This window comes from Bizionia sp. M204 (genome assembly GCF_023205095.1).
Taxonomy (GTDB): Bacteria; Bacteroidota; Bacteroidia; order Flavobacteriales; family Flavobacteriaceae; genus Algorimicrobium; species Algorimicrobium hallyeonense.
Genome location: NZ_CP046242.1, coordinates 1,754,870 through 1,780,440 on the forward strand (window position 1 = coordinate 1,754,870; position 25,571 = coordinate 1,780,440).

A 25,571-nucleotide genomic window follows, 5' to 3' on the forward strand; every position below is an offset into this window, starting at 1 on the left:
TTATAACAGTATACCCTCTGTGCTTCTTGATAATTCTAAAACACGTGTGATGATAATTACGTTAAAGACTCCTATTTACGGCCTATCGAAGATTTATCGTGAAATTTGCAATGAAGATGCCGATAAATTTTAGGCTGCCTGCCTACCTGCCGGCAGGCAGTTTTGTTTCTTTTTTAGGCAAAGCAAATCAAAGGTTCATGAACACCTATATTTAAAATAAACAAGAATGGTAAATAAAAAATTACTTGAGAAGGAATTGATTATAATCATTAGAAGAATAAATTACATGTCAACAAATTGGGCGTAAGTCAAATATTACTTAACTTTATTCCATTAAAAATAAATTAATATTATATGGCGCAAACAGCTTCAAACATGCTTCCTTTAGGTACTAAAGCTAAAAGTTTCAATTTAAAGGACACCGTTTCGAATGAGATGGTAACACTAGAAAGTGCTAAAGGTGTTCATGGAACGGTAATCATGTTTATTTGCAACCATTGTCCATACGTTACTCATGTGAATGCTGAGCTTGTAAAATTAGCAAAGACATACAAAAGTAAGGGTATCAACTTTATTGCTATTTCTAGTAATGATGTGGAAAACTACCCCCAAGATGCACCAGATAAAATGGCGCAACACGCCATAAATGAAGGGTATATTTTTCCGTATTTATTTGATCAAACACAAGAGGTAGCTAAAGCCTATCAGGCTGCTTGCACACCAGATTTGTTTGTGTTTGATAGAGATTTAGAACTCACCTATCGCGGTCAGTTGGACGATTCCCGTCCGGGAAACAATATCCCAGTAACAGGATCAGATTTACGCCATGCTTTGGATTGTATTATTGATAATAAAGAAAATAATAGAATCCAAAAACCGAGTATGGGTTGCAATATTAAATGGAAAAAGTAATTCGTATTTTCAATTCTTAATCCGTCACTTTCAATGCATAAGCCGAAACATATTTCATGGCGCGTTTGTTACTAGGATTTAATTCAAGTGCTTTTTTATAATGCGTAAATGCTAATAGGCTGTCACCTTGGGTTAAATAGCCATCCGCCAAACTATCATAAGCATTATCACTATCAGGATGCAACGCCGTATTCAGTTTAAAAACAGCAATGGCATCACCATATTTTTTATCCCTCAAAAATTCATAGCCCATACTATTAAAGTCACGCTCGTTTATAAATACCGAAACAGAGTCTTGTTTTCTAATGGCTAGAAAACCTTGAAGTGCGGCCTCATAATTTTTATTTGCTAAATGCATAGACGGCGTATTAAAAGTATCAGGCACTTTTTTATAGGCATACCTAATAGAATCACCCTCGTTTTCTGGAATAATAGCCAAATAGGAAGTTTTGGTACTTGGGTGTTTCAAAAATTGCAATTTCTGATACATATCAGGTACAAAAAAAGTGTATTCATCCAGGGCAACCGGTTTAATTTCGGCCCCTCGCCAATTTAAAAACAAATGATTATTTTTATAAAAAACGTCAATAACAGCATCGGGATGGTATAAATACCGACCCGAAGTCTCTGCCTTTATAGCATCTGTATACTGGATACTGTTTGAACAGCTAATAACAAAAACAACAATGAAAACGGATAGATAGGTATATGCTAACTTCATAAAATTATATTTTTTGTGGTGATTGCTAAAATTTAAGCAAAAAAAAGTCCCATTAAAAATGAGACGTTTTTTTGACTATTTGTTACAGTGTAAATCTGTTTTCTTCTAAAAATTATTTAACGTTAACCAATTCTACATCAAAAATTAAGGTGGCATCGCCTGGAATAACACCTCCAGCACCACGGGCACCATATCCTAAATGACTTGGAATAACCAATCGAGCCTTATCACCTACTTGCAATAAGCAAATACCTTCATCCCAACCCGCAATAACTTGACCAACGCCAACTTGAAATTCTAACGGTTCCTTACGCTTGTATGATGAATCGAAAACCGTTCCATCCGCCAACTGACCTTTATAATGTACTGATACCGTTTGACCTTTTTTTGCTTGTGCACCGCTTCCTTTTTGAAGGATTTGATAACGCAAACCACTTTCTGTTTTGTCAAAACCAGCGGCTAATGTATCTAATTCTGCTTCACTTGCTGCTTTTTCTTCAGCCAAGCGCTTTTCGCGAGAACCTTCAAACGTTCTAAAAGCTTCAACGGCATTAAATTTTTCAGCATCTTCTCCAATACGTATAATTTCTAAAGTATCAAGCGTATCACTTTGCGCAATAGCATCAACCACATCTTGTCCTTCCACTACCTTTCCAAAAACGGTATGATTACCGTCTAACCAAGGTGTTTCAACATGAGTAATAAAAAACTGACTCCCATTAGTTCCAGGACCGGCATTCGCCATCGATAAAATTCCCGGTGCATCATGCTTTAAATCTGGATGAAATTCATCGTCAAATTTATAACCTGGATTTCCTGTTCCGGTTCCTTGTGGACAACCACCTTGAATCATGAAATCTGGAATAACACGGTGAAATTTTAAACCATCATAATAAGGTGTGCCTTGTTTTTTAGCAGAATTCTCTAAATTTCCTTCAGCCAAAGCAACAAAGTTACCCACGGTCCCTGGTGTTTTTTTATATTCTAAAGCAACTAAAATGTCACCTTTATTAGTGTGAAATTTTGCGTATAATCCGTCTTGCATCATATTGTTTTTTTAATGAGGTGCAAAGATATGAAATTGAACTTAAAGTAAAATTGAAATCCAAGTGGAACTTGAAGCTAAAGGCAAAATAAGAACCTAGCAATGAAGAGCCTTTTGAAATATAATCCTTAAACCTTCCTCAACTGCCAACACAGAAACCCTTGCCTGCCTGCCGAGGGAAGGAACTTGAACCTAATTCGCCACCTCACTAATAAACTTAATACGGTATAAACGCAATTCTTCATCGTCATAATCCCCATCAAATTCATCTATAGCAACATCTATTTTATCCGTATCGGCTTCCATGAAATAATCATGAATTTCTTCTTGCTGATCTTCATCCAAAATATCCTGAATCCAATAATTAATATTCAATTTAGTTCCAGAGAAAACTATAGCCTCCATTTCCTTGATAAATTCGCTCATAGACATTCCTTTTGCCGATGCAATATCGTCAAGCGGTAGCTTTCTGTCTATATTTTGAATAATGTATAGCTTGAGTGCCGAATTCATGCCTGTCGATTTCACAATCATATCATCCGGTCGCACAATATCATTCTCCTCCACATAGCGTGTAATTAAATCCACAAAGTCTTTACCATACTTTTTAGCTTTCCCATCTCCTACACCATGTACATGGCTCATTTCTTCAATAGAAATTGGATATTTTAAAGCCATATCTTCTAATGATGGGTCTTGGAAAATAACAAATGGCGGCACCCCTAAACGTTTGGCATTTCGTTTTCTTAAATCTTTAAGCATGTTCATCAATGTCACATCGGCAACGGCTCCACCACCTTTAGAGGCGGTAATAATGGCGTCATCTACTTCGGCATTAAATAAGTGATCTTCCGTCATCATAAACGACTTCGGATTTTCCAGATAGGCCAAACCTGCTGGCGTTAATTTTATAACACCATAGGTTTCAATATCTTTTTTAAGCAAACCAGCAACTAATACTTGGCGTGTTAAAGCCATCCAATATTTATCACTTTCCGAACTACCCAGCCCAAAAAATGGCTGCTCGTTGGTTTTATGAGAAATAATTAAGGCATTTTCTTTACCTATTATAACTTGTACTAAATCTTTAGATTTATATTTTTCATTCGTTTTGGAAACGGTTTCTAGCAGTAAAACAACATTCTTCTTGGCTTCATGCTGCTTTTTAGGATGACGCATATTATCATCCATATCAGCACCGTCGCCAGTTTCAGAATCAAATGCTTCACCAAAATAATGAAGAATAAATTTTCGTCTGGATATAGATGTTTCGGCATAAGCAACCACTTCCTGAAGCAAGGCATGACCTATTTCCTGTTCAGCAACAGGCTTGCCTGACATAAATTTCTCTAACTTTTCAATATCTTTATAGGCGTAGAATGCTAAACAATAGCCTTCGCCGCCATCACGACCAGCACGACCCGTTTCTTGGTAATAACTTTCTATACTCTTCGGTATATCATGGTGTATTACAAAACGGACATCCGGCTTGTCAATGCCCATGCCAAAAGCAATGGTTGCAACCACAACATCCGCATCTTCCATGAGAAACATATCTTGATGGCTGGCCCGCGTTTTAGCATCCAATCCCGCGTGATACGGCACAGCTTTAATACCATTTACTTGCAGGGTCTGGGCTAGTTCTTCTACACGCTTGCGACTTAAGCAATATACAATTCCCGACTTTCCTTCGTATTTCTTTACAAAGCGAATAATATCCGCATCCACATTTTTGGTTTTTGGGCGGACTTCGTAATACAAATTAGGTCTATTAAAGGATGCTTGAAAGGTCATAGCATCATGAATTCCCAAATTTTTAAGAATATCTTCTTGAACCTTTGGTGTGGCCGTAGCTGTTAAGCCAATAATTGGAATGTTATCGCCTATACGTTCAATAATACTTTTTAAATTTCGGTATTCCGGTCGGAAATCATGACCCCATTCACTAATACAATGGGCTTCATCAACGGCCATAAACGAGATTTTTACAGATCGTAAAAACTCAACGTTTTCCTCTTTAGTAAGCGATTCAGGTGCTACATATAGCAACTTGGTTATGCCGGCTGTTATATCGTGTTTAACTTGTTTTATTTCGGTTTTATTCAAAGACGAATTTAAAACGTGGGCAACACCATGGTGATCAGAAACACCACGAATAGCATCTACTTGATTTTTCATTAAAGCAATTAAAGGAGACACGACTATGGCAGTACCCTCTTGCATCAACGCTGGCAACTGGTAACATAATGATTTTCCGCCACCCGTTGGCATGATTACAAATGTATCTTTACCCGATAAAAGACTTTTTATTACTGGTTCTTGCAAGCCTTTAAATGCACTAAATCCAAAATAGGTTTTTAATGCGCTGTGCAAGTCATTTTCATTTACAGACATGTATCGTTTTTAAAATTTTATTTTCCCTCATTTAAAACGCACTGTATTGAATTTTGCTATTAATTAATTACGAGTGCATTTACAGAACTCTCATAATTATTTTTGTTAGCTTTGCAACATTCAAAAACCAACAAATTAATTATTTAGTTTGAATAACTTTAAAGATAATAAAATCTTTAAAAGCATCAACCCAAAAAAATAATAAATTTTGAAAACTCAAAATACCATTTTAGACACTGCCAAACAGACTATTAACATGGAAAGTCAGGCCATTGCTAACTTGTCTTCCTTAATAGATACCGATTTTTCGGATGCTGTTACATGTATATTTAATTCTAAAGGCCGTGTTATTATTACCGGTATTGGTAAAAGTGCTATAATTGCGACTAAAATTGTAGCCACGTTAAACTCAACTGGAACACCTGCCGTTTTTATGCATGCAGCCGATGCCATTCATGGCGATTTAGGTTTAATTCTTGAAGACGATGTGGTTATTTGTATTTCAAAAAGCGGAAATACACCAGAAATTAAGGTGCTGGTGCCATTTATTAGACGTGCAAAAAATAAAATGATTGCCATTACAGGTAATCGCGATTCGTTCCTAGCAAAAAACTCGGACTTCCTACTCAATACCTTTGTAGAAAAAGAAGCTTGCCCTAATAATTTAGCACCAACAACAAGTACCACGGCACAATTGGTTATGGGTGATGCTTTGGCGGTTTGCTTATTAGAACTTCGCGGATTTACCAGCAACGATTTTGCCAAATACCATCCCGGTGGTGCATTGGGTAAAAAATTGTATTTACGGGTGAGCGATATGAGCGACGTAAATGAAAAACCACAAGTAAATCCAAACACCAATATTAAGGAGGTTATTATTGAAATTTCTGAAAAAATGTTAGGTGTTACAGCCGTTGTAGACAACCATAAAGTTGTGGGTATTATTACCGATGGCGATTTAAGGCGCATGCTGACAAAATCCAACGACTTTAGCAATTTAACCGCTAAAGATATTATGGGTCCAAACCCAAAAAGTATTGATGCAAATGCCATGGCTGTGGATGCCAAAGAATTGATGGAATCCTATGGTATTACCCAATTATTAGTTGAAAAAAATGGCCAATATGCGGGCATCGTTCATATTCATGACTTAATAAAAGAAGGCATTATATAATGGCAAAAAAGAGTATCAATGAGATGTCCTTTTTGGATCCATCTGGAAGATTTAAGATGGCATTTAATTCGTGCAACATTCGCTATTTTAATAGCAGGATCTTTCGCTTTTTTATTATCCGACTTCATTTTTGAAACCATTATTTTCGGCCCAAAAAGAATGAGCTTCCCCACCTATCAGTGGCTGTGTAAAGCATCTCAATTTATAGGCATTGAAACCACCTTTTGCCTTGAAGAGTTTCCATTCCGTATTCAAAACAGAACCATGGCAGGCCAATTTTCTGCACACATCTGGACCTCTATTTATGCCGGATTAATTATAGCATTTCCCTATGTGGTATACCAATTCTGGAAATTTATTAGCCCAGGGCTAAACCCAAATGAACGTAAACATTCACGCGGTTTTATTATCGTTACCTCAATCCTGTTTTTTATTGGTGTCCTATTTGGTTACTATATTGTTACACCCTTATCTATTAATTTTTTAGGAACCTATACGGTGAGTAGTGAAATTTCAAATGAAATAGATTTGAGCTCATATATTGCTTTAGTACGATCGTCATCCCTAGCCTCCGGACTCGTGTTTGAACTCCCTATTGTAATTTATTTTTTAACTAAAATCGGACTTGTAACGCCGCAAATTCTAAAAAAATACCGCAAGTTTGCCTTGGTAATTGTCTTAATTATTTCGGCCATTATTACGCCTCCGGATATTGCGAGTCAAGTTATTGTGGCTATTCCTATTTTGCTATTATACCAAATTAGTATTTATATTTCCAAAATAGTGGTTAGAAATCAAGCCAGACAAGCTAAAAAAGATTTAAAGAAGAAATAAATTGTAAACCGAAAAAGCGTTAAACTTTATTTAAATGGATTGCATTCGTTTTATTAAAGTCACAATAGTTAAACATGATGTTATCTTTCTTTAAACTCTAAATCGGCCTATCGAAAATTTATCGTGAAATTTGACATAATAACAACGTGAAATTTTAGGCTGTTTGAGCAATCAATTTTTTAAAATCGAGAAAAATTTTGTTAGCGAGTTCCTAAAATTTAGTTGTTGAATGAAAAATTTAGATAAAGATTCGTAAGCCTAGACTTTTTTATTTCTTTTTTGGGCAATGCAAAAAAGAAAATTTAAATTCGAAGTCGATATGTATGTCCGTGGCAATTGAAACTAAATCAAAACGTCCTGTTACTTTTAACAAGCAACAGGAAAATTGTAAACCGAAAAGGCGTTAAACTTTATTTAAATGGATTGCATTCGTTTTATTAAAGTCACAATAGTTAAACATGATATTAACTTTCTTTAAACTCTAAATCGGCCTATCGAAAATTTATCGTGAAATTTGACATAATAACAACGTGAAATTTTAGGCTGTTTGAGCAGTCAATTTTTTAAAATCGAGCAAAATTTTGTTAGCGAGTTCCTAAAATTTAGTTGTTGAATGAAAAATTTAGATAAAGATTCGTAAGCCTAGACTTTTTTGTTTCTTTTTTGGGCAATGCAAAAAAGAAAATTTAAATTCGAAGTCGATATGTATGTCCGCGGCAATTAAAACTAAATCTAAACGTCCTGTTACTTTTAACAAGCAACAGGAAAAATTTAAACCGAAAAGGCGTTAAACTTTATTTAAATTCAATTAGAAACATAAAATTGTCGCCATGATTTTACTATTTTAGCCCAGAGTATAAGCCTATGAAACTAAGAGCAGAACATTTAATGAAATCCTACAGCGGCCGGAAAGTCGTTAAAGATGTATCTTTAGAAGTTAACCAAGGAGAAATTGTTGGTCTTTTAGGACCTAATGGTGCTGGTAAAACGACCTCGTTTTATATGATTGTAGGTCTTATTAAACCTAATGGCGGCAACATTTTTTTAGAAAACACCAATATTACCAAATTCCCTATGTATAAAAGGGCGCAAAATGGTATTGGTTATTTGGCGCAAGAAGCCTCCGTTTTCAGAAAATTAAGTATTGAAGATAATATTTTAAGCGTTTTACAACTCACCAAATTAAGCAAAAAAGAACAAGTACATAAAATGGAATCGCTTATTGATGAATTTAGCTTGGGACATATTCGAAAAAGTCGAGGCGATTTATTATCAGGTGGTGAGCGTCGTCGTACAGAAATTGCACGTGCCCTAGCAACCGATCCTAATTTTATTCTTCTAGATGAGCCCTTTGCAGGAGTAGATCCCGTAGCCGTTGAAGATATTCAGCGTATTGTGGCACAATTAACTAAAAAGAATATTGGTATCTTAATTACCGATCACAACGTACAGGAAACATTAGCCATTACAGACAGAACCTATCTCATGTTTGAAGGTAGTATTCTAAAAGCCGGCGAACCTGAAGAATTAGCTAGTGATGAAATGGTACGTAAAGTGTATTTAGGACAGAATTTCGAACTGCGTAAAAAGAAAATCAGAGAGTAAATCAGTGTTCAGTGTTCAGTGTTCAGTGTTCAGTGTTCAGTGTTCAGTGTTCAGTGTTCAGTGTTCAGTGTTCAGTGTTCAGTGTTCAGTGTTCAAAAAATAAAAATTCTAAAAAATAAACACCAAATTTATAAAAAGGAATAATAGTGTTCTTTTTATTTGAAACGTTCACCCATTCCACCTCATACCTCAACACGCAAAAAATTCGCCACTTTGCTATTCCGAGAGAAAACTATTCAACGCAACAACCCTGTCTGCCGTTAGGCAGAAAACAACGCTGCGCCTTTGAGTCTTTGCAACTTTGCAAGAAAACTATTCAACGCAACAACCCTGTCTGCCGTTAAGCAGAAAACAACGCCACATCCTGTCTATCCTCTCACCATCCCAATAACCCAAAGCACCACTTTAAAAACAACAACGGCCAAAAGCCCAATAACCAAACCAATTAGAAACTCTCTAATAAGCCCGGGCCAAGATGCTAATACGTGATGAAAGAAATCTAAATTATGGGCAAAAATACCGCCCGAAACAAGTAGCAAAGCAATAGTTCCAATGACTGATAAACTTTTAATAACATAAGGCAAAGCACCAACCAACAGCGTTCCAAATCGGTACCCAAACCCCGTTCCATCACTATTTTCTATAAGTTTTAAACCAAAATCGTCCATTCTAACAATTAAAGCTACAATACCATAAACACCAACTGTAGCAATAATAGCGACTATAGTCACAACAATAATTTGAAGTAATAACGTCTGTCCCATCACGGCACCTAAAGCAATAATCACAATTTCAACCGATAGAATAAAATCCGTTATAATAGCAGATTTCACCTTTGTTTTCTCTAATTCAAGAACCTCTTCTTCGGTTAGTACCACGGCAACATCAGGCGTAGAACCTTCAGCATGTTTATGAGGTACTACATATTCATAAATTTTTTCGGCACCTTCAAAAGCCAAATAAATCCCTCCTAAAACTAAAATAACCGTTACAGCGGCTGGAAAAAAAGCGCTCAATAAAAAGGCTATCGGTAGAATAATCAATTTATTAATAAAGGAACCTTTGGTAATGGCCCATAAAACGGGGATTTCTCTTGAGGATACAAACCCAGACGCTTTTTCGGCATTTACAGCCAAATCATCTCCTAAAATTCCGGCTGTTTTCTTGGTGGTTACTTTGCTTAAAACCGCCACATCATCCATGAGTGCACCAATATCATCAAGTAAGGCAAAAAATCCTGAAGCCATAAAAAGTTAAGTATTAATTAAGTTAAAACGTATTACGCTTGAATGCTCTTAGCGGTTAGTAAAGACAATAACACATATAGTAAAATCACCAAAGGTATTGCCGCAAATTGTAAGACTATTAACATGACAATGGTTGCTAGTAAAAACAAATAGCGGGTCATGTTGGATTTAAAATCGTAAGTTTTAAATTTCAATGCAAATAATTTCACCGGCGCATTCAACATATAGGTACTAATAAGCGTTATGATAATTAAAAACCAAGGATTCAAAATCAAAGCATTCATCCCGTCATGATTTTGGAACTCAATGATGAGCGGTAAGGATAAAATTAAAAGAGCATTGGCAGGCGTTGGCAAACCTTTAAAATAACTTTGCTGATCTTCATCTATATTAAATTTTGCCAAGCGGTAAGCCGATCCTAGCGTTATAAAAAAACCAATATAGGCTAACGGTGCATAATGCAAGCCATCAAAAAAGGAGGACTGACGCCATAAGGATTCTGAATCTACTAAAGCGGGATTCCCCAAGGACATATGCAAGAGCTTAAACATTACCACGCCCGGCACCAAGCCGCTTGTAACCATATCCGCAAGCGAGTCCAATTGAACACCCAAAGGACCTTGAACATGAAATTTACGCGCGAAAAAACCATCGAAAAAATCAAAGAATATCCCCAAAAAAACAAAAATGGCAGCAGTTACAAACTGATTATTTACAGCTAAAACAACAGCTATACAACCACTCAACAAATTTAATAGCGTAATAAAATTAGGAATGTGTTTTTTCATCATTATCGGTATAATCCTGTAAAAATAGTAAACTATTGCCGGCAAACAATACCGTTGGAAACGTTTTTATAGGCAAAATACAATTCAACAACCTGTCAAGCTTGATAAAGGTTGTAGTAAAAAATAGCAGCATGTTCCTACATATCAATTGAAACTTCTAACTTCAAAACCCTAACCTTGGAACCTGGCCTGCCTACCGAAGTAAGGAACTTGCAACTCTACAACTCTGCAACCTCTGAAACTCTGAAACTCTGCAACCTTGCAACTCTACAACTCCGCAACCCCACAACTCCACAACCCCACAACTCGGCAACTCCACAACGCCACAACTCCACAACTCGGCAACTTTGCTACTCCACAACTCGGCAACTCTGCTACTCCGCAACTCCGCAACTCTGTAACTCTGAAACTCTGAAACTCTGTAACTCTACAACTCTGCAACTCTGAAACTCTGCAACTCTGTAACTCTGTAACTCTGTAACTCCACAACTCCGCAACTCTGAAACTCTGAAACTCCACAACCCCACAACGCCACAACTTACCAAAACAGCTACAATCTTTAAATAGAACCTCTATATTAGAATAAATTAAAAAATATAAATATCAAAAAGACAATAACTCAACGATTTTGAAGTTTAATATGTTGAAAAATTGTAGCATCTTTGCAAAAAAAGAATTGTATTTGAAAGCATTACGAACCACAGCACTGGTTTTTTTAGTCTCTGTAACAGTATATGGTCAAGCCGTCCGAAAATATTCTAACGAATTTATGAATATTGGTGTGGATGCGGCGGCATTGGGTATGAGTAATGCGGTAACAGCCCATTCTGCCGATGTTAACTCGGGGTATTGGAATCCAGCGGGACTTGTAAATATTGAGGACAAGCAACTAGCCCTCATGCACTCTAGCTATTTCGCTAATATTGCCAATTATGATTATTTAGCCTTTGCCATGCCTATTGATGATCGGTCTGCTATTGGTATTTCGGTTATCCGTTTTGCGGTAGATGATATTTTAAATACCACCCAATTAATTGATGACGAAGGCAATATTAATTACGACAGAATTAGTTTGTTCTCAACAGCAGATTATGGTGTCACCTTTTCCTATGCTAGAAAATTACCTTTAGACGGTTTAAATTATGGAATAAATGCCAAGGTAATCCGCAGAATTATTGGCGACTTCGCATCGTCCTGGGGTTTTGGTTTAGATGCAGCCATTCAGTTTGAAACCGATAGCAATTGGAAATTTGGTATCATGGCCCGCGATATTACGACCACCTTTAATGCTTGGGCTATTGATGAAGAAGAATTTGCCACCATCCAAAATGCCGTGGAAGGTCAAAATCAAGAATTACCAGAAACAACCGAAATTACCATTCCAAAACTACAATTAGGAGCCTCCAAAAAATTTATTATCCGCTATGATTATACCTTATTAGCGGAAGTAGATTTAAATGTACGCTTCGAACAAAATAACGATATTATTTCAACATCAGTTGCTAGTATTTCACCAGCTGTTGGTTTTGAATTCGGCTATCTGGATATGGTGTTTTTACGCACAGGCGTTGGTAACTTTCAAAATGAATTACAAATAGACAACACCGAAAGCGTATCCTTTCAACCGAGTATAGGCTTAGGCTTTAAGTACAAAGGCATTCAAGTAGATTATGCCTTTACGGATATTGGCGACCAAAGTGTGGCCCTCTACTCCAATGTCTTCTCATTAAAACTCGATTTTAGCATCTTTAGATAACCGGTTTATGAACATCCGTATTTTAGGTCTTTTTATCCTGCTCTGTTTTCAACAGTTATATAGCCAGCAATTATCATCACAAGCAGAAGTAAGTGTTATATCCATTGGCCCTGGAACCTCTTTAAACGATGCGTTCGGACATAATATATTCCGAATTCGCGATCGTGCTAACAATTTAGACGTAGGCTATGACTATGGCCGCTTTCCATTTAACGAACCAGGTTTTTATTTAAATTTCGCCCAAGGAAAACTCAACTATTCCATCGGAAAAAGCAAGTACAAGGATCTTGAGGGCTTTTATATTTGGCAAAACAGAACCATTACCGAGCAAGTTTTAAATTTGACGTTAGAAGAAAAACAAGCCATACTTAATTTCTTGGTTAATAATTATAAACCAGAAAATCGCGACTATTTATACGATTTCTTTTTTGATAATTGTGCAACAAAAATGAAAGACGTTCTGCAGGACGTCCTTAACAACAATATCATCTTTCACGAACCTAAAAACTTTAAACCGCAAACTTTTAGACACCTCATTCGCGGTAAAGTACCAGCAAATTCATGGGGAAGTGTGGGTATTGATCTGGCATTAGGCTCTGTAATAGACCAACAAGCTACCCTCGAAGAGCACATGTTTTTACCGGCCTATATCCAAACATTTTTTAGTGAAGCAACTATTGGAGAGAGAAAACTGGTAAAACGTGAAAAAACCGTATACCAGGAAAAACCAAATCCGTCAAGCACCGATTTTTTATGGAGTCCCTTGGTTATTTTTAGCATCATAAGCTTAATAATGTTGGGTATAACCTATTCGGATTATAAAAAACAAACTAGAAATAAAATTTTAGATGTTACCCTACTCCTTGTAACAACGCTATTGGGAATTCTTATATTACTGTTGTGGTTTGCAACAGACCACCAAACTGCGGCTTATAATTACAATCTATTATGGGCATTTCCTTTAAACGGATTACTCCTTTGGCAGATTGCAAAAAAACAACCGAAAACATGGATTATCCCGTTTATGAAGTTTCTGGTAATTATGGGCGTTTTAATGGCTTTTCATTGGACAATTGGTGTTCAGGAATTCGCACCCGCGCTTATCCCGTTTTTTATCGCATTACTGCTTCGTTATATATACCTCATTAGCTATTTTAAAAAGCAATTAGAGTCTTAAAAAGCTTTGAAAATCTGAAACTTTTCACTTTTCACTTTTCACTGGTCACTTTTCACTTTTCACTTTTCACTCATAACTTAAAAAACCTACTGCCCCCTAAAATAAAGCATGGTTCCAACCGTTTTAACCATCACGTTGAAATCTAGAAAAAAACTGCGGTGTTTAATATAGTACAAATCATATTGAAGCTTCAACAAGCTATCTTCAACCGTATTCCCATACCGAACATTCACTTGCGCCCAACCCGTTAAACCTGGTTTTACAATATGCCGTGTTTCATAAAAAGGAATAACTGCCGATAATTCCTTAACAAAATAAGGCCGTTCAGGTCTAGGACCAATTAAACTCATATCCCCCTTTAAAATATTGATAAACTGGGGGATTTCATCCACACGCGACCGCCTTAAAAAGGTGCCAAAAGGGGTAATACGGCAATCATCTTTAACCGCCCAAACAGCGCCGCCCGCTTCGGCATTGGTAACCATGGTTCGGAATTTAATAATCTGAAATAATTTGCCATTTTTACCAACCCGTTCTTGAAAATAAAATAAAGGACCCCGGTTCCCAATCAAATTGATTACCAATACAAAAGGCACAATAAAAACACCTAGTAAAACACCTATAAAGGCCAGAAATAAATCAAACGCCCGATGAAAAAACAAATACAACTTATTGTGGTTACTCCTACTAAACGGAAAATACTTATAAAAGTCTTTCCCTACAAACTGTACAGGTACCCTATAGGTCATATCCTCATAAACTTGGGTATATTCCTTAATGGGGAAACCCCGTTCTAATAGCGTAATTAAATCGTAATAAATGTCCGAAGTAATGGTTTCAGCATTATAGCTAGCTACGACAATTTCTGAAATAGACTGTTCTTGAATCACCTGATGCAAAGCCTCTGGTGGATACTCAATAATATCTTTAAATTTTACGGTGTCCAAAGCCACCTGCTCACAATTAATATAACCTACAATCTTATAATTCGGGTCCGCGTCTTTAAAAGCGTCAACAATGGTTTCAATATTGGAAGTTTCACCAACAATAAGAACTTTTTTATAAAAACGTGGTGAGGTTATAAAAGTAACATATATTAAACGCCAAAGACTTAAAGCAACAATGATGGCGAGATAAAAATAAACAATCTGTAACCGGTTAGAAGGTAATAAGGGCGTAAAAAAGGGTGTTAATAAATAGAATAGAACGGTAACCGAGGCCGTTAAAATAATATTGGCAAATACAATATGAGGTTTACTGGCCTTCTGCAAATCATACAGTTCAAATATAGTTCCAAAAATGGTAATATAAATGATTAATACCCCAACCCACGTCCAATTTTCGGGTGTAATAGTAAAATAATCAAAATGAAACCAATCACTCACAAAGTATAAGGAAAGCAGGATACTTATAATATCAACAAGACGCAATAGCAACTTACGTTCCGAAATATTAAAGTGAATAGCCTGTTTTCCCATGAGTGTATTAATAGCTTTGTAAAGATAATAAGTTCACCAAACCCTGCAAGTTTATTTACAATTTGTAGTTTTAAGTTTACGAACAGAACCCGGGCATTCAAGTTAAAATAACAAAGCCCACACCTAAATACCTGCTAATCCCCAACCGCAACAATCTCCAACCCCAATTTTCAACTATTCACTTTTCACGCTTCACGCTTCCCTCTTAACTTGTCACTTTTCACTTTTCAGTTGTCACTTTTCATTATTCACTTTTCACTTTTCACTTAATGCCTAATGCGAATTTCTCACCTCCAACTACAAACCATACCTGCCTATCCAAGAAAGGACCCAAAAACCTTGGCCGCCTGCCGATGGGAGGAACGAGGAACCTTGAACTCAAAACTGCCAATCCAACCTAATTATGAAGCTAAAAAGAATGTAATAAAACTGACAAACGGCCTACGTTTCGTTTCCGTAGTAAAACAAATAAAAGCCGCAGTAAGGACAGCGGAGGATGGCCTAGCGCAGCGGTTGCCATCCGCAGGCAAAGGCTTTTATGCAGTTTTCAAGCAAACGAAAATCAGCCTAGCGTTTTTTGTTTCTTTTTTAGGCAATGTAAAAAAGAAAAGAAAAGCAGAAAACTCAATTTCTACAGCTAAATACCCCTTTGGAATATGGAATTTATAGAAAACCTTAAAATGCTTAACAAATATGAAATAGGTGAAAAGAATGTAATAAAACTGACAAACGGCCTACATTTCGTTTCCGTAGCAAAACAAATAAAAGCCGCAGTAAGGACAGCGGAGGATGGCCTAGCGCAGCGGTTGCCATCCGTAGGCAAAGGCTTTTATGCAGTTTTCAAGTAAACGAAAATCAGCCTAGATTTTCATTCTTCGATAAATCCTAAACCCAACCGTTTTCAGAAATAGCAAGCTACAAAATAAACAAAACCATCAAGTAACAAGGGAGTTATGACCAAAATGTAATTAACATTCCGAAATAATCTTAAGAAAAAAGCTTGCGTTACGCAGGAAAGTGCGGAGCATTCACGAATACCTAAAAATAAAGTAACGTGCATGAGTAATTTCCTTTAAACGGTTTTGATTTCCTGCCTGCCGGCAGGCAGGTTTGGGTAGCCTGTCCAGAGCAAAGCGCAGGATCTGCATCAAGGCAACTGCGCAGCACATCATGAGTACCATAATAAAAATAGATACGAACGAATAAAATGAACAAAACATTGTTAACAATCTAAATCTATAAACAAGAAACAAAGGTAATTTAAAAAGGAATGAATGAATAACCACAAAGCACATCATGAGCACCACTAGAAAATAAGCCATAGTAAAATTTGAAAAAAAATGTAATAAAACTGGCAAACGGCCTACGTTTCGTTTCCGTAGCAAAACAAACAAAAGCCGCAGTAAGGACAGCGGAGGATGGCCTAGCGCAGCGGTTGCCATCCGCAGGCAAAGGCTTTTATGCAGTTTTCAAGCAAACGAAAATCAGCCTAGCGTTTTTTGTTTCTTTTTTAGGCAATGTAAAAAAGAAAAGAAAAGCAGAAAACTCAATTTCTACAGCTAAATACCCCTTTGGAATATGGAATTTATTGAAAACCTTAAAATGCTTAACAAATATGAAATAGGTGAAAAGTATGTAATAAAACTGACAAACGGCCTACGTTTCGTTTCCGTAGCAAAATAAATAAAAGCTGCAGTAAGGACAGCGGAGGATGGCCTAGCGCAGCGGTTGCCATCCGCAGGCAAAGGCTTTTATGCAGTTTTCAAGCAAACGAAAATCAGCCTAGATTTTCCTGCCTGCCGGCAGGCAGGTTTGGGTAGCCTGTCCAGAGCAAAGCGCAGGATCTTTATCAATGAAAAAAATGAACAAAACATTATAAATAATGCAACTCTAAAAAGTTATAAATCAAAGTAATTTTACAATCCAAGTTAACTTAAAGTAAAAAGCAAACGTCACGCAGGAAAATGCGGAGCATTCACGAATACCTAAAAATAAAGTAACGTGCATGAGTAATTTCCTAAAAACGGTTTTGATTTCCTGCCTGCCGGCAGGCAGGTTTGGGTAGCCTGTCCAGAGCAAAGCGTAGGATCTGCATCAAGGCAACTGCGCAGCACATCATGAGTACCATAATAAAAATAGATACGAACGAATAAAATGAACAAAACCTAATAAACTATCCAAAAACAAACAGGTGCGGTGAGTACAAAAAATAAACATTAAAACGGTTTTGATTGCTTGCTTCACAAAGAAAGGAACCAGAAACCTGAAACTTTGAATTTCAAACACCTAAACCCAATCGTTTTAAGAAATAGCAAGCTACAAAATAAACAAAACCATCAAGTAACAAGGGAGTTATGACCAAAATGTAATCAACATTCCGAAATAATCTTAAGAAAAAAGCTTGCGTCACGCAGTGATTTCCTTTAAACGGTTTTGATTTTTTGGTTCGTTTTGCATCAAGGCAACTGCGCAGCACATCATGAGTACCATAATAAAAATAGATACGAACGAATAAAATGAACAAAACCGAATTAACTATCCAAAAATAAACAGGTGCGGTGAGTACAAAAAATAAACATTAAAACGGTTTTAATTGCTTGCTTCACAAAGAAAGGAACCAGAAACCTGAAACTGTGAGTCTCAAATACCTAAACCCAATCGTTTTAAGAAATAGAGAGCTACCAAGCTATCGTAAAACTTCCAAATCAAGGGAGTTAAGAACCAAAGTAATTTTACAATCCAAGTTAACTTAAAGAAAAAAGCGAACGTCACGCAGTGATTTCCTTTAAACGGTTTTGATCTTTTGGTTCGTTTTGCATCAAGGCAAAATGAACAAATTATTATAAATAATGCAACTCTAAAAAGTTGTAAATCAAAGTAAGTTAACAATCTAAATTAGCATAAATAAAAAGCTTGCGTCACGCAGCGTTCGGCAAAGCACATCATTAACATGTGGAATTTTAACCTTGAAACTTTGAATTTCAAACACTTTCGCCACGCCATGCCTTCGCAAAAAAAACAACATCTCAAGGCATCACCTCAAAATGGCAAACCACTTCTCCTTAACAACCTCCCAATCAAAACCTTCAACCATAGCACGAGCACGTTCCGTCATAGCACCAGTCGCATTAGTATCAGATACCAATTGGACAATAGCAGTTTCAAAAGCATCAGCATCATCAGGCCCCACTAACAAACCTGTTTCTTCATGGGTAATTAAATAGGGTAAACCACCAACATCAGTAGAAACCACTGGCAAACCAAGAGCCATGGCCTCAATAACACTCACCGGCATATTATCAAAATGGGTGGTATTTATAAATACATTATAATCATGGGCCAAAGCCAACCAATCAGCTTTAGGTAATTTCCCAGTAAACCGCACGGATACAGCCAAGTCAGCGGCCAGTTGTTGAGCGGCCTGTAAACTCCCATCTCCAGTATCGGGACCTACCATACATAATTCACAGGCATAACCGGCATCTTGTAAACGTTTTAATACCCTAACAGCCAATGACGGATTATAAATGTTTGAAAAGGACCGCACCCAAAGCAGTCGAATGCTTCTATATGTTTTGCGTTCATACCGATACTGGTCAATAGAAAGACTATTCGGAATAAAAACCACAGGCGCATATCCTGGCTTATCAAAAGCTTCCTCTAAATATTTTGAGGGGGAAACCAAACGCTGCGCGTGTTTAAAAATCAGGCGACTCCTTAAAGGGGAGCGCTCTAAACGTTTCGGAAGTTCACCACCATGAAGTATGGGTATATAAGGCAATCGCAACAAGCGACAAAGTTGACTCACCAAAAGTGCATAGTAAAAATTAGTGGTACTATAAGTATCAATAAGCACCACATCAACACCTTTGGCATAGCGACAAACAGAATAAAGCATAGCCCACATTCGCAACAACTTGTTGGGCTTGGAAGACGCATAAAACACCGTATAGCCTGCCGTTTCAAGCAAGGGCCCTAAAACCGAGATAGCAGATATATTAGTCTGCTGGGTTTTTAAGTGGTTTCCTATGTATAGGACGTTTGTCATGTGTTACATTTAAAAGGGCTAATCCATAAATAAAAGCAGGCATAGCAATCCGCATGGACATATGATTAATAGTTAAAAACCAAAAGGCCAAAAAGGCAAAAAAATAATAATTACCCCTGTTTTTGGCACGCATCTCAAACGGTTTAAAAATCAGGATTAATAGGATGATAACCCCAAAAAGACCGTGCTCGGCTAATGTACGACTAATCTCACTATGTGAGGTAACACCTTGCCCGTCATCCTCAATCCGCTGATCCTTGGCGCGGCTGGAACCAATGCCCCAAAATGGACTACTTATAAAACCTGCTAACTCACCCTCAAATAATTCGGCACGCCCTGTGGTTAAGGAACCCTTATCCCGGCCTAAATGGTCCTTATTCGCATAACGTAAATTCACCAAACCGTCCGTCTGATTAATACTGACAAACCAGGTCATCACCAAACTGATGCAAAACAAACCAAATATAGCGATGACCTCATTTCGTTTTTTCGCGCGAGAATGCCGATAATAATAAAACAAAAATATTAATATGGCCATGATGGCAGCTATCACACCACCTCGGCTCATGGTTGTGATAGCCCGAAAAGTTATTAAGCCCAAAACCGTCGCATTCAAAATTTTCAACCCCAAACTAGGCGATTTTGTAAACAACCGCACCGCCATTAAAAACATCCCCAATCCCAAGGCGGCCGAAACCTGATTAGCACCCCAACCTCCAGAGGCCGCTCGGTTAGAAGCCGTACTGGTTAATACATCCCGTAAATTAGGCGTATAAAAATACAAATAAGCCGTATGGGCTATAATGGGCAAAACCATAAACAGCATAATTTGGGACATTTGGCTGTAACTTACCCGCTTATCATAGCAAAATAGGGCTGCCAAACCCAAACATACCGGGCCACTCAATACAAAGGCAATATTGGTTCTAAAGTTCGCATCAAAACTCAACGTGGTTGAGGCCACAAAAATGGAGGGAACCAAAAACATCAAATAAATAAAGTAGGGATAACCTTTACCAGATATGCCCTTATAAAACATACCTATCAATACAAATACAATCACCATGTATTTACCCGCTTCGTAGGAAATAGCACCTTTAGTCGTTCTAAAAAACACCTCCGCACCTACAAAATAGGCACAGGCTTTTAAAACCTCATAAGTTCTAGAGCGTTCTGCTGAATTTATAATACGATACAAGAAATAAAAAACAGCACCAAAAAAGTACAGCTTGGCAATACTCTCATTAAAGTAAATTAAAATCCCTAAAGCGGCGTGGAAACCAATGGCGCTGATATAGGTAATATTGGTTTTCAAAGTAGTTTATATAAGTTTTTTACATGTTTAGGCGCTGCAAGATACTATAAAATTGATTAGTCACAGAAAATGAAATCAAGAAACCAGCACCTAAACAAATATCTTTTTATAATCATCTATTGGAAACTTATAATGATAACTCTTCCCAAACAAGTACACCATAAAATGAATCATAAAAACAGGCACATAAGGTCGGGCCAATTTCAAATACCGGTCGTATGTTTTGTTTCTATAGTCACATATTAAAAACGGAACAATATCAGGGCTTAAATAATTCTTTGTAACCTGCTTTAAGCTAATATGCTGGTCTGGAAGAAAGGAATCATAGGCAACCGCTTGTCCAGAGCGTGATAAATCATACACTTCCATAACGGATAGCGGTACCCCCTTATTGTTAAAAAAGAAAACACCCCAAGACGGATCAACCAACAACCACTTGTCCAACTCCCGAATATAAACCTCGTTAAAGGAATGACCACCATTAGCCCGATTAAAAGGCGCACTCGTGGTTCCCCATTCCCGGACCTGAATATCATTAATCACACAAAAATTATTAAAAACCTGTGCCATATCACTACACACACCACCAGCACCATACAACAAGGTTTCCAAAGCCTTGTCAGACGGTTCACTCAATCCTGGACCAACGGTAGTATGTTCAGACAACCATAAAACCAACTGTTTTACCAACGCCAAATCCGTCTCAGGCTTGCCAGTTTTAAATATCTCGGAATTAATGCGTGTATATAAATCGGGGATATCAGCTTTCCCGTTAAGCGCATTATAACTACACGAATCAATTACCGCCTCATTGGCGTTTTTTGATAGCAGTCGAAATCGCGTAACATATAAAAAAGGGTGCCGTTTAAGCGTCCAATGTAGTTTTTTAAATACCATTAACTAGGTGAGCGATAATTAGTTTGGTTTAAAAATATCATTTTTTTTTTAATAGACAGCTATTATTAAAAAAAATGCACACTTATAAAATGGCTTTCACTAAACGCTGATTATAAAACGAATAGCTAAACCGCGTCATAGCCTCCAAGGAATGGGCCTTTAACCGGTCAAATTCATCAGGATCTAATTCCAAAACTTGTTTAAAACAAGCCGTCAAAGAAGGCACGTCCAAATCAGCCATTAAAAACCCATTAAGTCCATTTTGGATGTAGTGACTGATGGAAGATACATCAGAAACAATCGGGATACAGCCAAAATTCATAGCTTCGGCTATCACTTTCGGAAACCCTTCAGAGGCAGAGGGCAATACAATTACGTGGCAACGCGTATAAATAGCATGAACGGCATCTCGGGACACAAAGCCATGAAACCTAACGGGGAGTTGTAACTCCTTAACCCTTGCTTCATAATAGGATTGCCGCACACCAGACCCAACCACATGAATGGTTCCAATAGGCTCACGAAATTCCGCTGCCAACCCATGCACGGTTTCCAATAACAAATCCAGACCCTTAGCAGCTTCTAAACGCCCTACAAAACAAAAATCAATAGGATATTCCAAACGTTTTTGTTGAATAACGGCTTGCCCGTCAATAATATTCTGTTCGGTCAAACACGGGTTTTCAAAGCTCAAACACTGTTTAGGTTGGTCATCCCAAAAACCATTAATAGTAACGGGTCGCGATTGTCGCGCCAACAACCATTTTTGAAAGCGGTAAGCTAAAGGTGCCTGGGCTTGTTTCCAATTTCCAGCGTATTTAAACCAACCTTTTTTAGAAGAAAATATTAGGAGGTAGGGAATAACATAAACCCCAATGCCCGTAGGGGCACGAAATTGAAAATAATCAGAAGCCTGCAAAGCCTTTCGCACAGTCAATAAAATGTTAGGAGCTTGAAAAATTACATGTAATTTGGCACCCCAAGTGGTACCACCAACCGCTGGTAAAGCTATAAATTCAATCCGATCAGATACATAAGCTAACGCACTGGGTGGCGCGGCAACATCATGAAGCATAGCCACATGAATAATCCGGTCAAAAACAGCCAAAAGCTCATTAATTTCGGTTACAGTAGAACCTAATCCAACAAGGCTACCATCCGCTTGCCGATAATGTTCTGTATGGGATATAATGGTTAGGGTGCTCATGAAACAAAGGCTATATATCGTTTAATAATCTGGTTCCAGTCGTGCTGCTCGGCCCATGCACGAGCCTGTTTTTTATACGGCGCGGGCCCTGCTAAAACACAGGAAATATAACGGTTAAAAGCGGATGCATCCCTACGGTCCACTAAAAAACCAGAAACACCATCGTGAATGGCATCTTCAATCCCACAGTTTTTGGAACCAATAGCGGGAACTCCTAAAGCATTAGCTTCCAAAATAGCAATCCCAAAGCCTTCCACATCGCCCGTGGAACTTTCCGTACTCAACATAACAAACACATCCGTTGCTTGTAAAACACTTTGCAAGGCAGCATCGGATAGCGCGCCATGAAATATAACATGGTTTGCCACACCCAATACGCTTGCCGTCTTCATAAAGCGGTCTGCTTCACTCGGAATACCTACACAATGATACTGCGCATCAGGATAGTCTTTCAATACCTCGGGTAATAATTTTATAACTTCTAACTGACCTTTTCGGGAACTAACCCGGCCAACCGTAGTTAAAACGGGATACCCCTTCAAATCGGCCTTCTTACCGTGTGCTAAAGGCCATTTTTCCAAATCAATCCCATTAGGAATAACGCTAACGGTCAAGTTTAAGTCAGCCACCAAGCCTTTGGTATAGTGCGACACGGCAACCACCCTTTCAAATTGCTTTAAGGAAATGGCAATAGATTGTTTCAATCCAGCCGATTTAAAATTAACCTCACTCCCATGAATCACCGCCAGCTTCTCGCGTTTATAAAACAAGGAGCAAAAGGCCACATTCCACAACGAAAACTTACCGGTAGCTATCACATAGTCGGAATTTTTAAAACCGGAAAGCGTTTTCACCACCCGATTAAAATACATTAAAAACCGAGGCCTTTGTATAGCAATTCGCGTCACGGCAAAAGGCAATGCCGCATCAAAAGCTACCTCCTCCCTATTCATAACCGCACGCTGATCTGCAATAACCCGAACATCATAATGGTTCTTGGTCAAATACAAAGCCAAATAATACGCATGATTCCCTATACCACCCGGTTGTGGCGGAAATTCAGAAGTAACAATAAGAATGCGCTTTATTGTCAAGGTAGTTTTTGTTATTAATTATTCTATTTTAAATTTTATGAGTATTTATTCACCTTCATTTTCGATTTCATACGCAACTGTAACAAGGACTAATCATTCATTATTCATTATCCCTTTGTCATTGCGAGGACGCAGGACGCGGCAAATGCGAAGCATTCACGAACACTAATTTTTTAAAATAGTATGCGTGAGGAATCTCATAATTACAACTTTGCGCCTCTGCGAGAACTTAATTATCACTTGCGACTGCAACTGCGACTAAACCTTAATCATTAATTATTCACTTGTCACTTGTCACTTGTCACTTTTCACTTTTCACTTGTCACTTGCCACTTTTCACTTGTCACTTGTCACTTGTCACTTGTCACTTGTCACGCTTCACTTGTCACTCTTCACTCTTCACTTGTCACGCTTCACTTTTCACTCTTCACGCTTCACTTGTCACTTGTCACTTTTCACTTGTCACTTGTCACTTTTCACTTGTCACTTTTCACTTGTCACTTTTCACTTTTCACTTGTCACTTTTCACTCTTCACTCTTCACTTTTCAATTCTCCAATCAAACTCCCATTCGCCAACTTCCTACTCGCCAATTGCCAAGAACTAAAAACCTGAACCAAAACCACAGGAAGCAGCAACAAACTTATAAAAATACCAAAAACCAATAACAACCGGTTGGTCTTAAATTGATAAGGCAATATCGAAGTGGGTATGGTACGCCACAAAGCCCATCGTGCCGCCGAATTCCCATAGTATTTTCTAAAATAATACAACACACTAGGTATGGGTCTAGGCGCAAAAAAGGTAGAAGGTCTAAAAGCATCCCAACTGCCCATCTCGCGCAAGCCACCTGTTCCAGCTTTTACATCAATACAACTCGCATAGGGGTTCGAAATGCTGCGAATGCCCGCTAAATAAACCCGTGCGCCAAACTCCCCATCACCCATACGCTGTTTTTCAAACTGCCTATCAAACAAACCTACCTGCTCAAAAACCGACCGATACAATAGGGCATTACCCGTAGCAAACTGGGTAGCCATAGCAAAAAAGGAACGGTCTTTTGGAATCCCCTGCCCTTCCGGATAAAAAACACCGGCAGACACCTGTGCTCCAAAAAAATCAAGACCGCGTAAATGACTGGAAAGCCAATCGGATGGAATCCGTACATCGTCTTCTGATAAAGCAATCAAATTGCCTTTCGCGGCTTGTATAGCGGTATTTCGCGCCAGCCATAAGGCCTTTTCTTCTTGGCGTATGACACGAATGGACAAATTAAAAGACTTATAAAATTCGGGCTGAAAGGGCTCGGATTGGTCCACAATTAGAAGTTCAAAATGTGGATAATCCTGTTTTTCAAAATCTAATAGCACAGCTTTTAAATAGGAATACCGATTCAAAGTAGGAATCACCACACTCACCAATGGCTTTTGGGCCAAAAGTTCAGAGCTAAAGGTCTCCCAATCCGGATACGGAATAGGCGTTATGGCTGTAACGCGTTTAACAGACGAGGTTTGCAACCAAGCGCGAATCTCACGAATCGGATTATGAAAGCTAACAAGGCGCATTAACAAGACATAAAGTACCCATGCAGGATGAAACTGCTTACGAATAAAATGATAATTATCGCTTACAGAAACGCTTTCAAACCCGGTATAATGAGGTACATCACCAATAAATCCAGACTGTACCGCTTGCCAAGACAAATCATAATCTTGGGCATATTGAGAAGCGTAACCCCTATCTACCTGAAGCTGATGGATAACGGATACTGGTAAAGCATCTACGCGCGGAAAAGCGCTATAACCAGCATGCGATACCAATCGAAAATAATGCGTGGGTTGTAAATATGTTAGAAAATGGAATGGCATGCAAGTAAATTA

The 25,571-nt window shown here is 37.9% G+C and carries 20 protein-coding genes and 1 pseudogene; 9 read left to right on the forward strand and 12 right to left on the reverse strand.

Going from position 1 to position 25,571, the window contains the following annotated elements:
• Positions 1-354 precede the first annotated feature (354 nt).
• Positions 355-912 carry a thioredoxin family protein gene (locus tag GMA17_RS07950; RefSeq protein WP_248395075.1) on the forward strand — a complete coding sequence of 186 codons (558 nt, stop codon included), beginning with the start codon at positions 355-357 and terminating at the stop codon, positions 910-912.
• 16 nt (positions 913-928) lie between these two features.
• On the opposite strand, the gene GMA17_RS07955 is transcribed toward GMA17_RS07950, so the two are convergent.
• From GMA17_RS07955 to GMA17_RS07965, 3 genes are all read right to left on the reverse strand, one after another.
• Positions 929-1,633: a M48 family metallopeptidase gene (locus tag GMA17_RS07955; RefSeq protein WP_248395076.1), complete on the reverse strand. Its 705-nt coding sequence runs from the start codon at positions 1,631-1,633 to the stop codon at positions 929-931.
• A gap of 112 nt (positions 1,634-1,745) precedes the next feature.
• The gene (locus GMA17_RS07960; protein ID WP_248400634.1) at positions 1,746-2,678 is read right to left on the reverse strand and encodes a peptidylprolyl isomerase; all 933 of its coding nucleotides are present in this window, start codon (positions 2,676-2,678) and stop codon (positions 1,746-1,748) included.
• Positions 2,679-2,870: 192 nt separating this feature from the next.
• Complete coding sequence (locus tag GMA17_RS07965; RefSeq protein WP_248395077.1) at positions 2,871-5,072, reverse strand: ATP-dependent DNA helicase RecQ; 2,202 nt, start codon at positions 5,070-5,072, stop codon at positions 2,871-2,873.
• Between the two features lie 256 nt (positions 5,073-5,328).
• Between GMA17_RS07965 and GMA17_RS07970 the strand changes: the two genes are divergently transcribed.
• The 3 genes and pseudogenes from GMA17_RS07970 (at position 5,329) to lptB (ending at position 8,685) form a co-directional block, all read left to right on the forward strand.
• On the forward strand, positions 5,329-6,246 hold the full coding sequence (locus tag GMA17_RS07970; protein ID WP_371922436.1) for an SIS domain-containing protein: 918 nt from the start codon (positions 5,329-5,331) through the stop codon (positions 6,244-6,246).
• Positions 6,246-7,080, forward strand: a pseudogene (gene tatC, locus GMA17_RS07975) (twin-arginine translocase subunit TatC). The gene GMA17_RS07970 and the pseudogene tatC overlap by 1 nt, the downstream one beginning before the upstream one ends.
• Positions 7,081-7,944: 864 nt before the next feature.
• A complete protein-coding gene (gene lptB, locus GMA17_RS07980; protein WP_248395079.1) occupies positions 7,945-8,685 on the forward strand; it encodes an LPS export ABC transporter ATP-binding protein in 741 nt (246 codons plus the stop codon).
• Between the two features lie 368 nt (positions 8,686-9,053).
• On the opposite strand, the gene GMA17_RS07985 is transcribed toward lptB, so the two are convergent.
• Positions 9,054-9,932, reverse strand: a complete 879-nt coding sequence (locus GMA17_RS07985; protein WP_248395080.1) for a DUF808 family protein — start codon at positions 9,930-9,932, stop codon at positions 9,054-9,056.
• 32 nt (positions 9,933-9,964) lie between these two features.
• Complete coding sequence (locus tag GMA17_RS07990; RefSeq protein ID WP_248400635.1) at positions 9,965-10,720, reverse strand: phosphatidylcholine/phosphatidylserine synthase; 756 nt, start codon at positions 10,718-10,720, stop codon at positions 9,965-9,967.
• A 682-nt stretch (positions 10,721-11,402) separates the two neighbouring features.
• Here GMA17_RS07990 and GMA17_RS07995 point away from each other — a divergent pair.
• On the forward strand, positions 11,403-12,476 hold the full coding sequence (locus GMA17_RS07995; RefSeq protein WP_248395081.1) for a PorV/PorQ family protein: 1,074 nt from the start codon (positions 11,403-11,405) through the stop codon (positions 12,474-12,476).
• 7 nt (positions 12,477-12,483) lie between these two features.
• Positions 12,484-13,653, forward strand: a complete 1,170-nt coding sequence (locus GMA17_RS08000; RefSeq protein ID WP_248395082.1) for a DUF4105 domain-containing protein — start codon at positions 12,484-12,486, stop codon at positions 13,651-13,653.
• 86 nt (positions 13,654-13,739) lie between these two features.
• On the opposite strand, the gene GMA17_RS08005 is transcribed toward GMA17_RS08000, so the two are convergent.
• The gene (locus GMA17_RS08005; RefSeq protein WP_248395083.1) at positions 13,740-15,131 is read right to left on the reverse strand and encodes a sugar transferase; all 1,392 of its coding nucleotides are present in this window, start codon (positions 15,129-15,131) and stop codon (positions 13,740-13,742) included.
• A gap of 372 nt (positions 15,132-15,503) precedes the next feature.
• On the opposite strand from GMA17_RS08005, the gene GMA17_RS08010 reads away from it, so the two are divergent.
• The 3 genes from GMA17_RS08010 (at position 15,504) to GMA17_RS08020 (ending at position 16,755) form a co-directional block, all read left to right on the forward strand.
• A complete protein-coding gene (locus GMA17_RS08010) occupies positions 15,504-15,800 on the forward strand; it encodes a hypothetical protein (protein WP_248395084.1) in 297 nt (98 codons plus the stop codon).
• A complete protein-coding gene (locus GMA17_RS08015) occupies positions 15,788-15,979 on the forward strand; it encodes a hypothetical protein (RefSeq protein WP_248395085.1) in 192 nt (63 codons plus the stop codon). Before GMA17_RS08010 ends, GMA17_RS08015 begins: the two co-directional genes overlap by 13 nt.
• A gap of 482 nt (positions 15,980-16,461) precedes the next feature.
• The gene (locus GMA17_RS08020) at positions 16,462-16,755 is read left to right on the forward strand and encodes a hypothetical protein (RefSeq protein ID WP_248395086.1); all 294 of its coding nucleotides are present in this window, start codon (positions 16,462-16,464) and stop codon (positions 16,753-16,755) included.
• 1,410 nt (positions 16,756-18,165) lie between these two features.
• Here the strand turns inward: GMA17_RS08020 and GMA17_RS08025 are convergent.
• The 6 genes from GMA17_RS08025 to GMA17_RS08050 all read right to left on the reverse strand — a co-directional run bounded on the left by GMA17_RS08025 (position 18,166) and on the right by GMA17_RS08050 (position 25,559).
• Complete coding sequence (locus GMA17_RS08025; protein WP_248395087.1) at positions 18,166-19,179, reverse strand: glycosyltransferase family 4 protein; 1,014 nt, start codon at positions 19,177-19,179, stop codon at positions 18,166-18,168.
• On the reverse strand, positions 19,130-20,494 hold the full coding sequence (locus tag GMA17_RS08030) for an O-antigen ligase (protein ID WP_248395088.1): 1,365 nt from the start codon (positions 20,492-20,494) through the stop codon (positions 19,130-19,132). The genes GMA17_RS08025 and GMA17_RS08030 overlap by 50 nt, the downstream gene beginning before the upstream one ends.
• 90 nt (positions 20,495-20,584) lie before the next feature.
• Positions 20,585-21,391 (reverse strand): transglutaminase-like domain-containing protein, encoded by an 807-nt coding sequence (locus GMA17_RS08035; RefSeq protein ID WP_248395089.1) that lies wholly within the window; start codon positions 21,389-21,391, stop codon positions 20,585-20,587.
• Positions 21,392-21,473: 82 nt separating this feature from the next.
• Positions 21,474-22,598 carry a glycosyltransferase gene (locus tag GMA17_RS08040; protein ID WP_248395090.1) on the reverse strand — a complete coding sequence of 375 codons (1,125 nt, stop codon included), beginning with the start codon at positions 22,596-22,598 and terminating at the stop codon, positions 21,474-21,476.
• Positions 22,595-23,692 carry a glycosyltransferase family 4 protein gene (locus tag GMA17_RS08045; RefSeq protein ID WP_248395091.1) on the reverse strand — a complete coding sequence of 366 codons (1,098 nt, stop codon included), beginning with the start codon at positions 23,690-23,692 and terminating at the stop codon, positions 22,595-22,597. Before GMA17_RS08045 ends, GMA17_RS08040 begins: the two co-directional genes overlap by 4 nt.
• Positions 23,693-24,224: 532 nt before the next feature.
• Positions 24,225-25,559, reverse strand: a complete 1,335-nt coding sequence (locus GMA17_RS08050; RefSeq protein ID WP_248395092.1) for a glycosyltransferase family 2 protein — start codon at positions 25,557-25,559, stop codon at positions 24,225-24,227.
• Positions 25,560-25,571: the final 12 nt, after the last annotated feature.

Bases quoted from the DNA above. Each gene is read 5' to 3' on its own strand.
- GMA17_RS07950 (WP_248395075.1), top strand. From the start codon at position 355: ATGGCGCAAACAGCTTCAAACATGCTTCCTTTAGGTACTAAAGCTAAA.
- GMA17_RS07955 (WP_248395076.1), bottom strand. From the start codon at position 1,633: ATGAAGTTAGCATATACCTATCTATCCGTTTTCATTGTTGTTTTTGTT.
- GMA17_RS07960 (WP_248400634.1), bottom strand. From the start codon at position 2,678: ATGCAAGACGGATTATACGCAAAATTTCACACTAATAAAGGTGACATT.
- GMA17_RS07965 (WP_248395077.1), bottom strand. From the start codon at position 5,072: ATGTCTGTAAATGAAAATGACTTGCACAGCGCATTAAAAACCTATTTT.
- GMA17_RS07970 (WP_371922436.1), top strand. From the start codon at position 5,329: ATGGAAAGTCAGGCCATTGCTAACTTGTCTTCCTTAATAGATACCGAT.
- lptB (WP_248395079.1), top strand. From the start codon at position 7,945: ATGAAACTAAGAGCAGAACATTTAATGAAATCCTACAGCGGCCGGAAA.
- GMA17_RS07985 (WP_248395080.1), bottom strand. From the start codon at position 9,932: ATGGCTTCAGGATTTTTTGCCTTACTTGATGATATTGGTGCACTCATG.
- GMA17_RS07990 (WP_248400635.1), bottom strand. From the start codon at position 10,720: ATGAAAAAACACATTCCTAATTTTATTACGCTATTAAATTTGTTGAGT.
- GMA17_RS08000 (WP_248395082.1), top strand. From the start codon at position 12,484: ATGAACATCCGTATTTTAGGTCTTTTTATCCTGCTCTGTTTTCAACAG.
- GMA17_RS08005 (WP_248395083.1), bottom strand. From the start codon at position 15,131: ATGGGAAAACAGGCTATTCACTTTAATATTTCGGAACGTAAGTTGCTA.
- GMA17_RS08015 (WP_248395085.1), top strand. From the start codon at position 15,788: ATGGAATTTATAGAAAACCTTAAAATGCTTAACAAATATGAAATAGGT.
- GMA17_RS08025 (WP_248395087.1), bottom strand. From the start codon at position 19,179: ATGACAAACGTCCTATACATAGGAAACCACTTAAAAACCCAGCAGACT.
- GMA17_RS08035 (WP_248395089.1), bottom strand. From the start codon at position 21,391: ATGGTATTTAAAAAACTACATTGGACGCTTAAACGGCACCCTTTTTTA.
- GMA17_RS08040 (WP_248395090.1), bottom strand. From the start codon at position 22,598: ATGAGCACCCTAACCATTATATCCCATACAGAACATTATCGGCAAGCG.
- GMA17_RS08050 (WP_248395092.1), bottom strand. From the start codon at position 25,559: ATGCCATTCCATTTTCTAACATATTTACAACCCACGCATTATTTTCGA.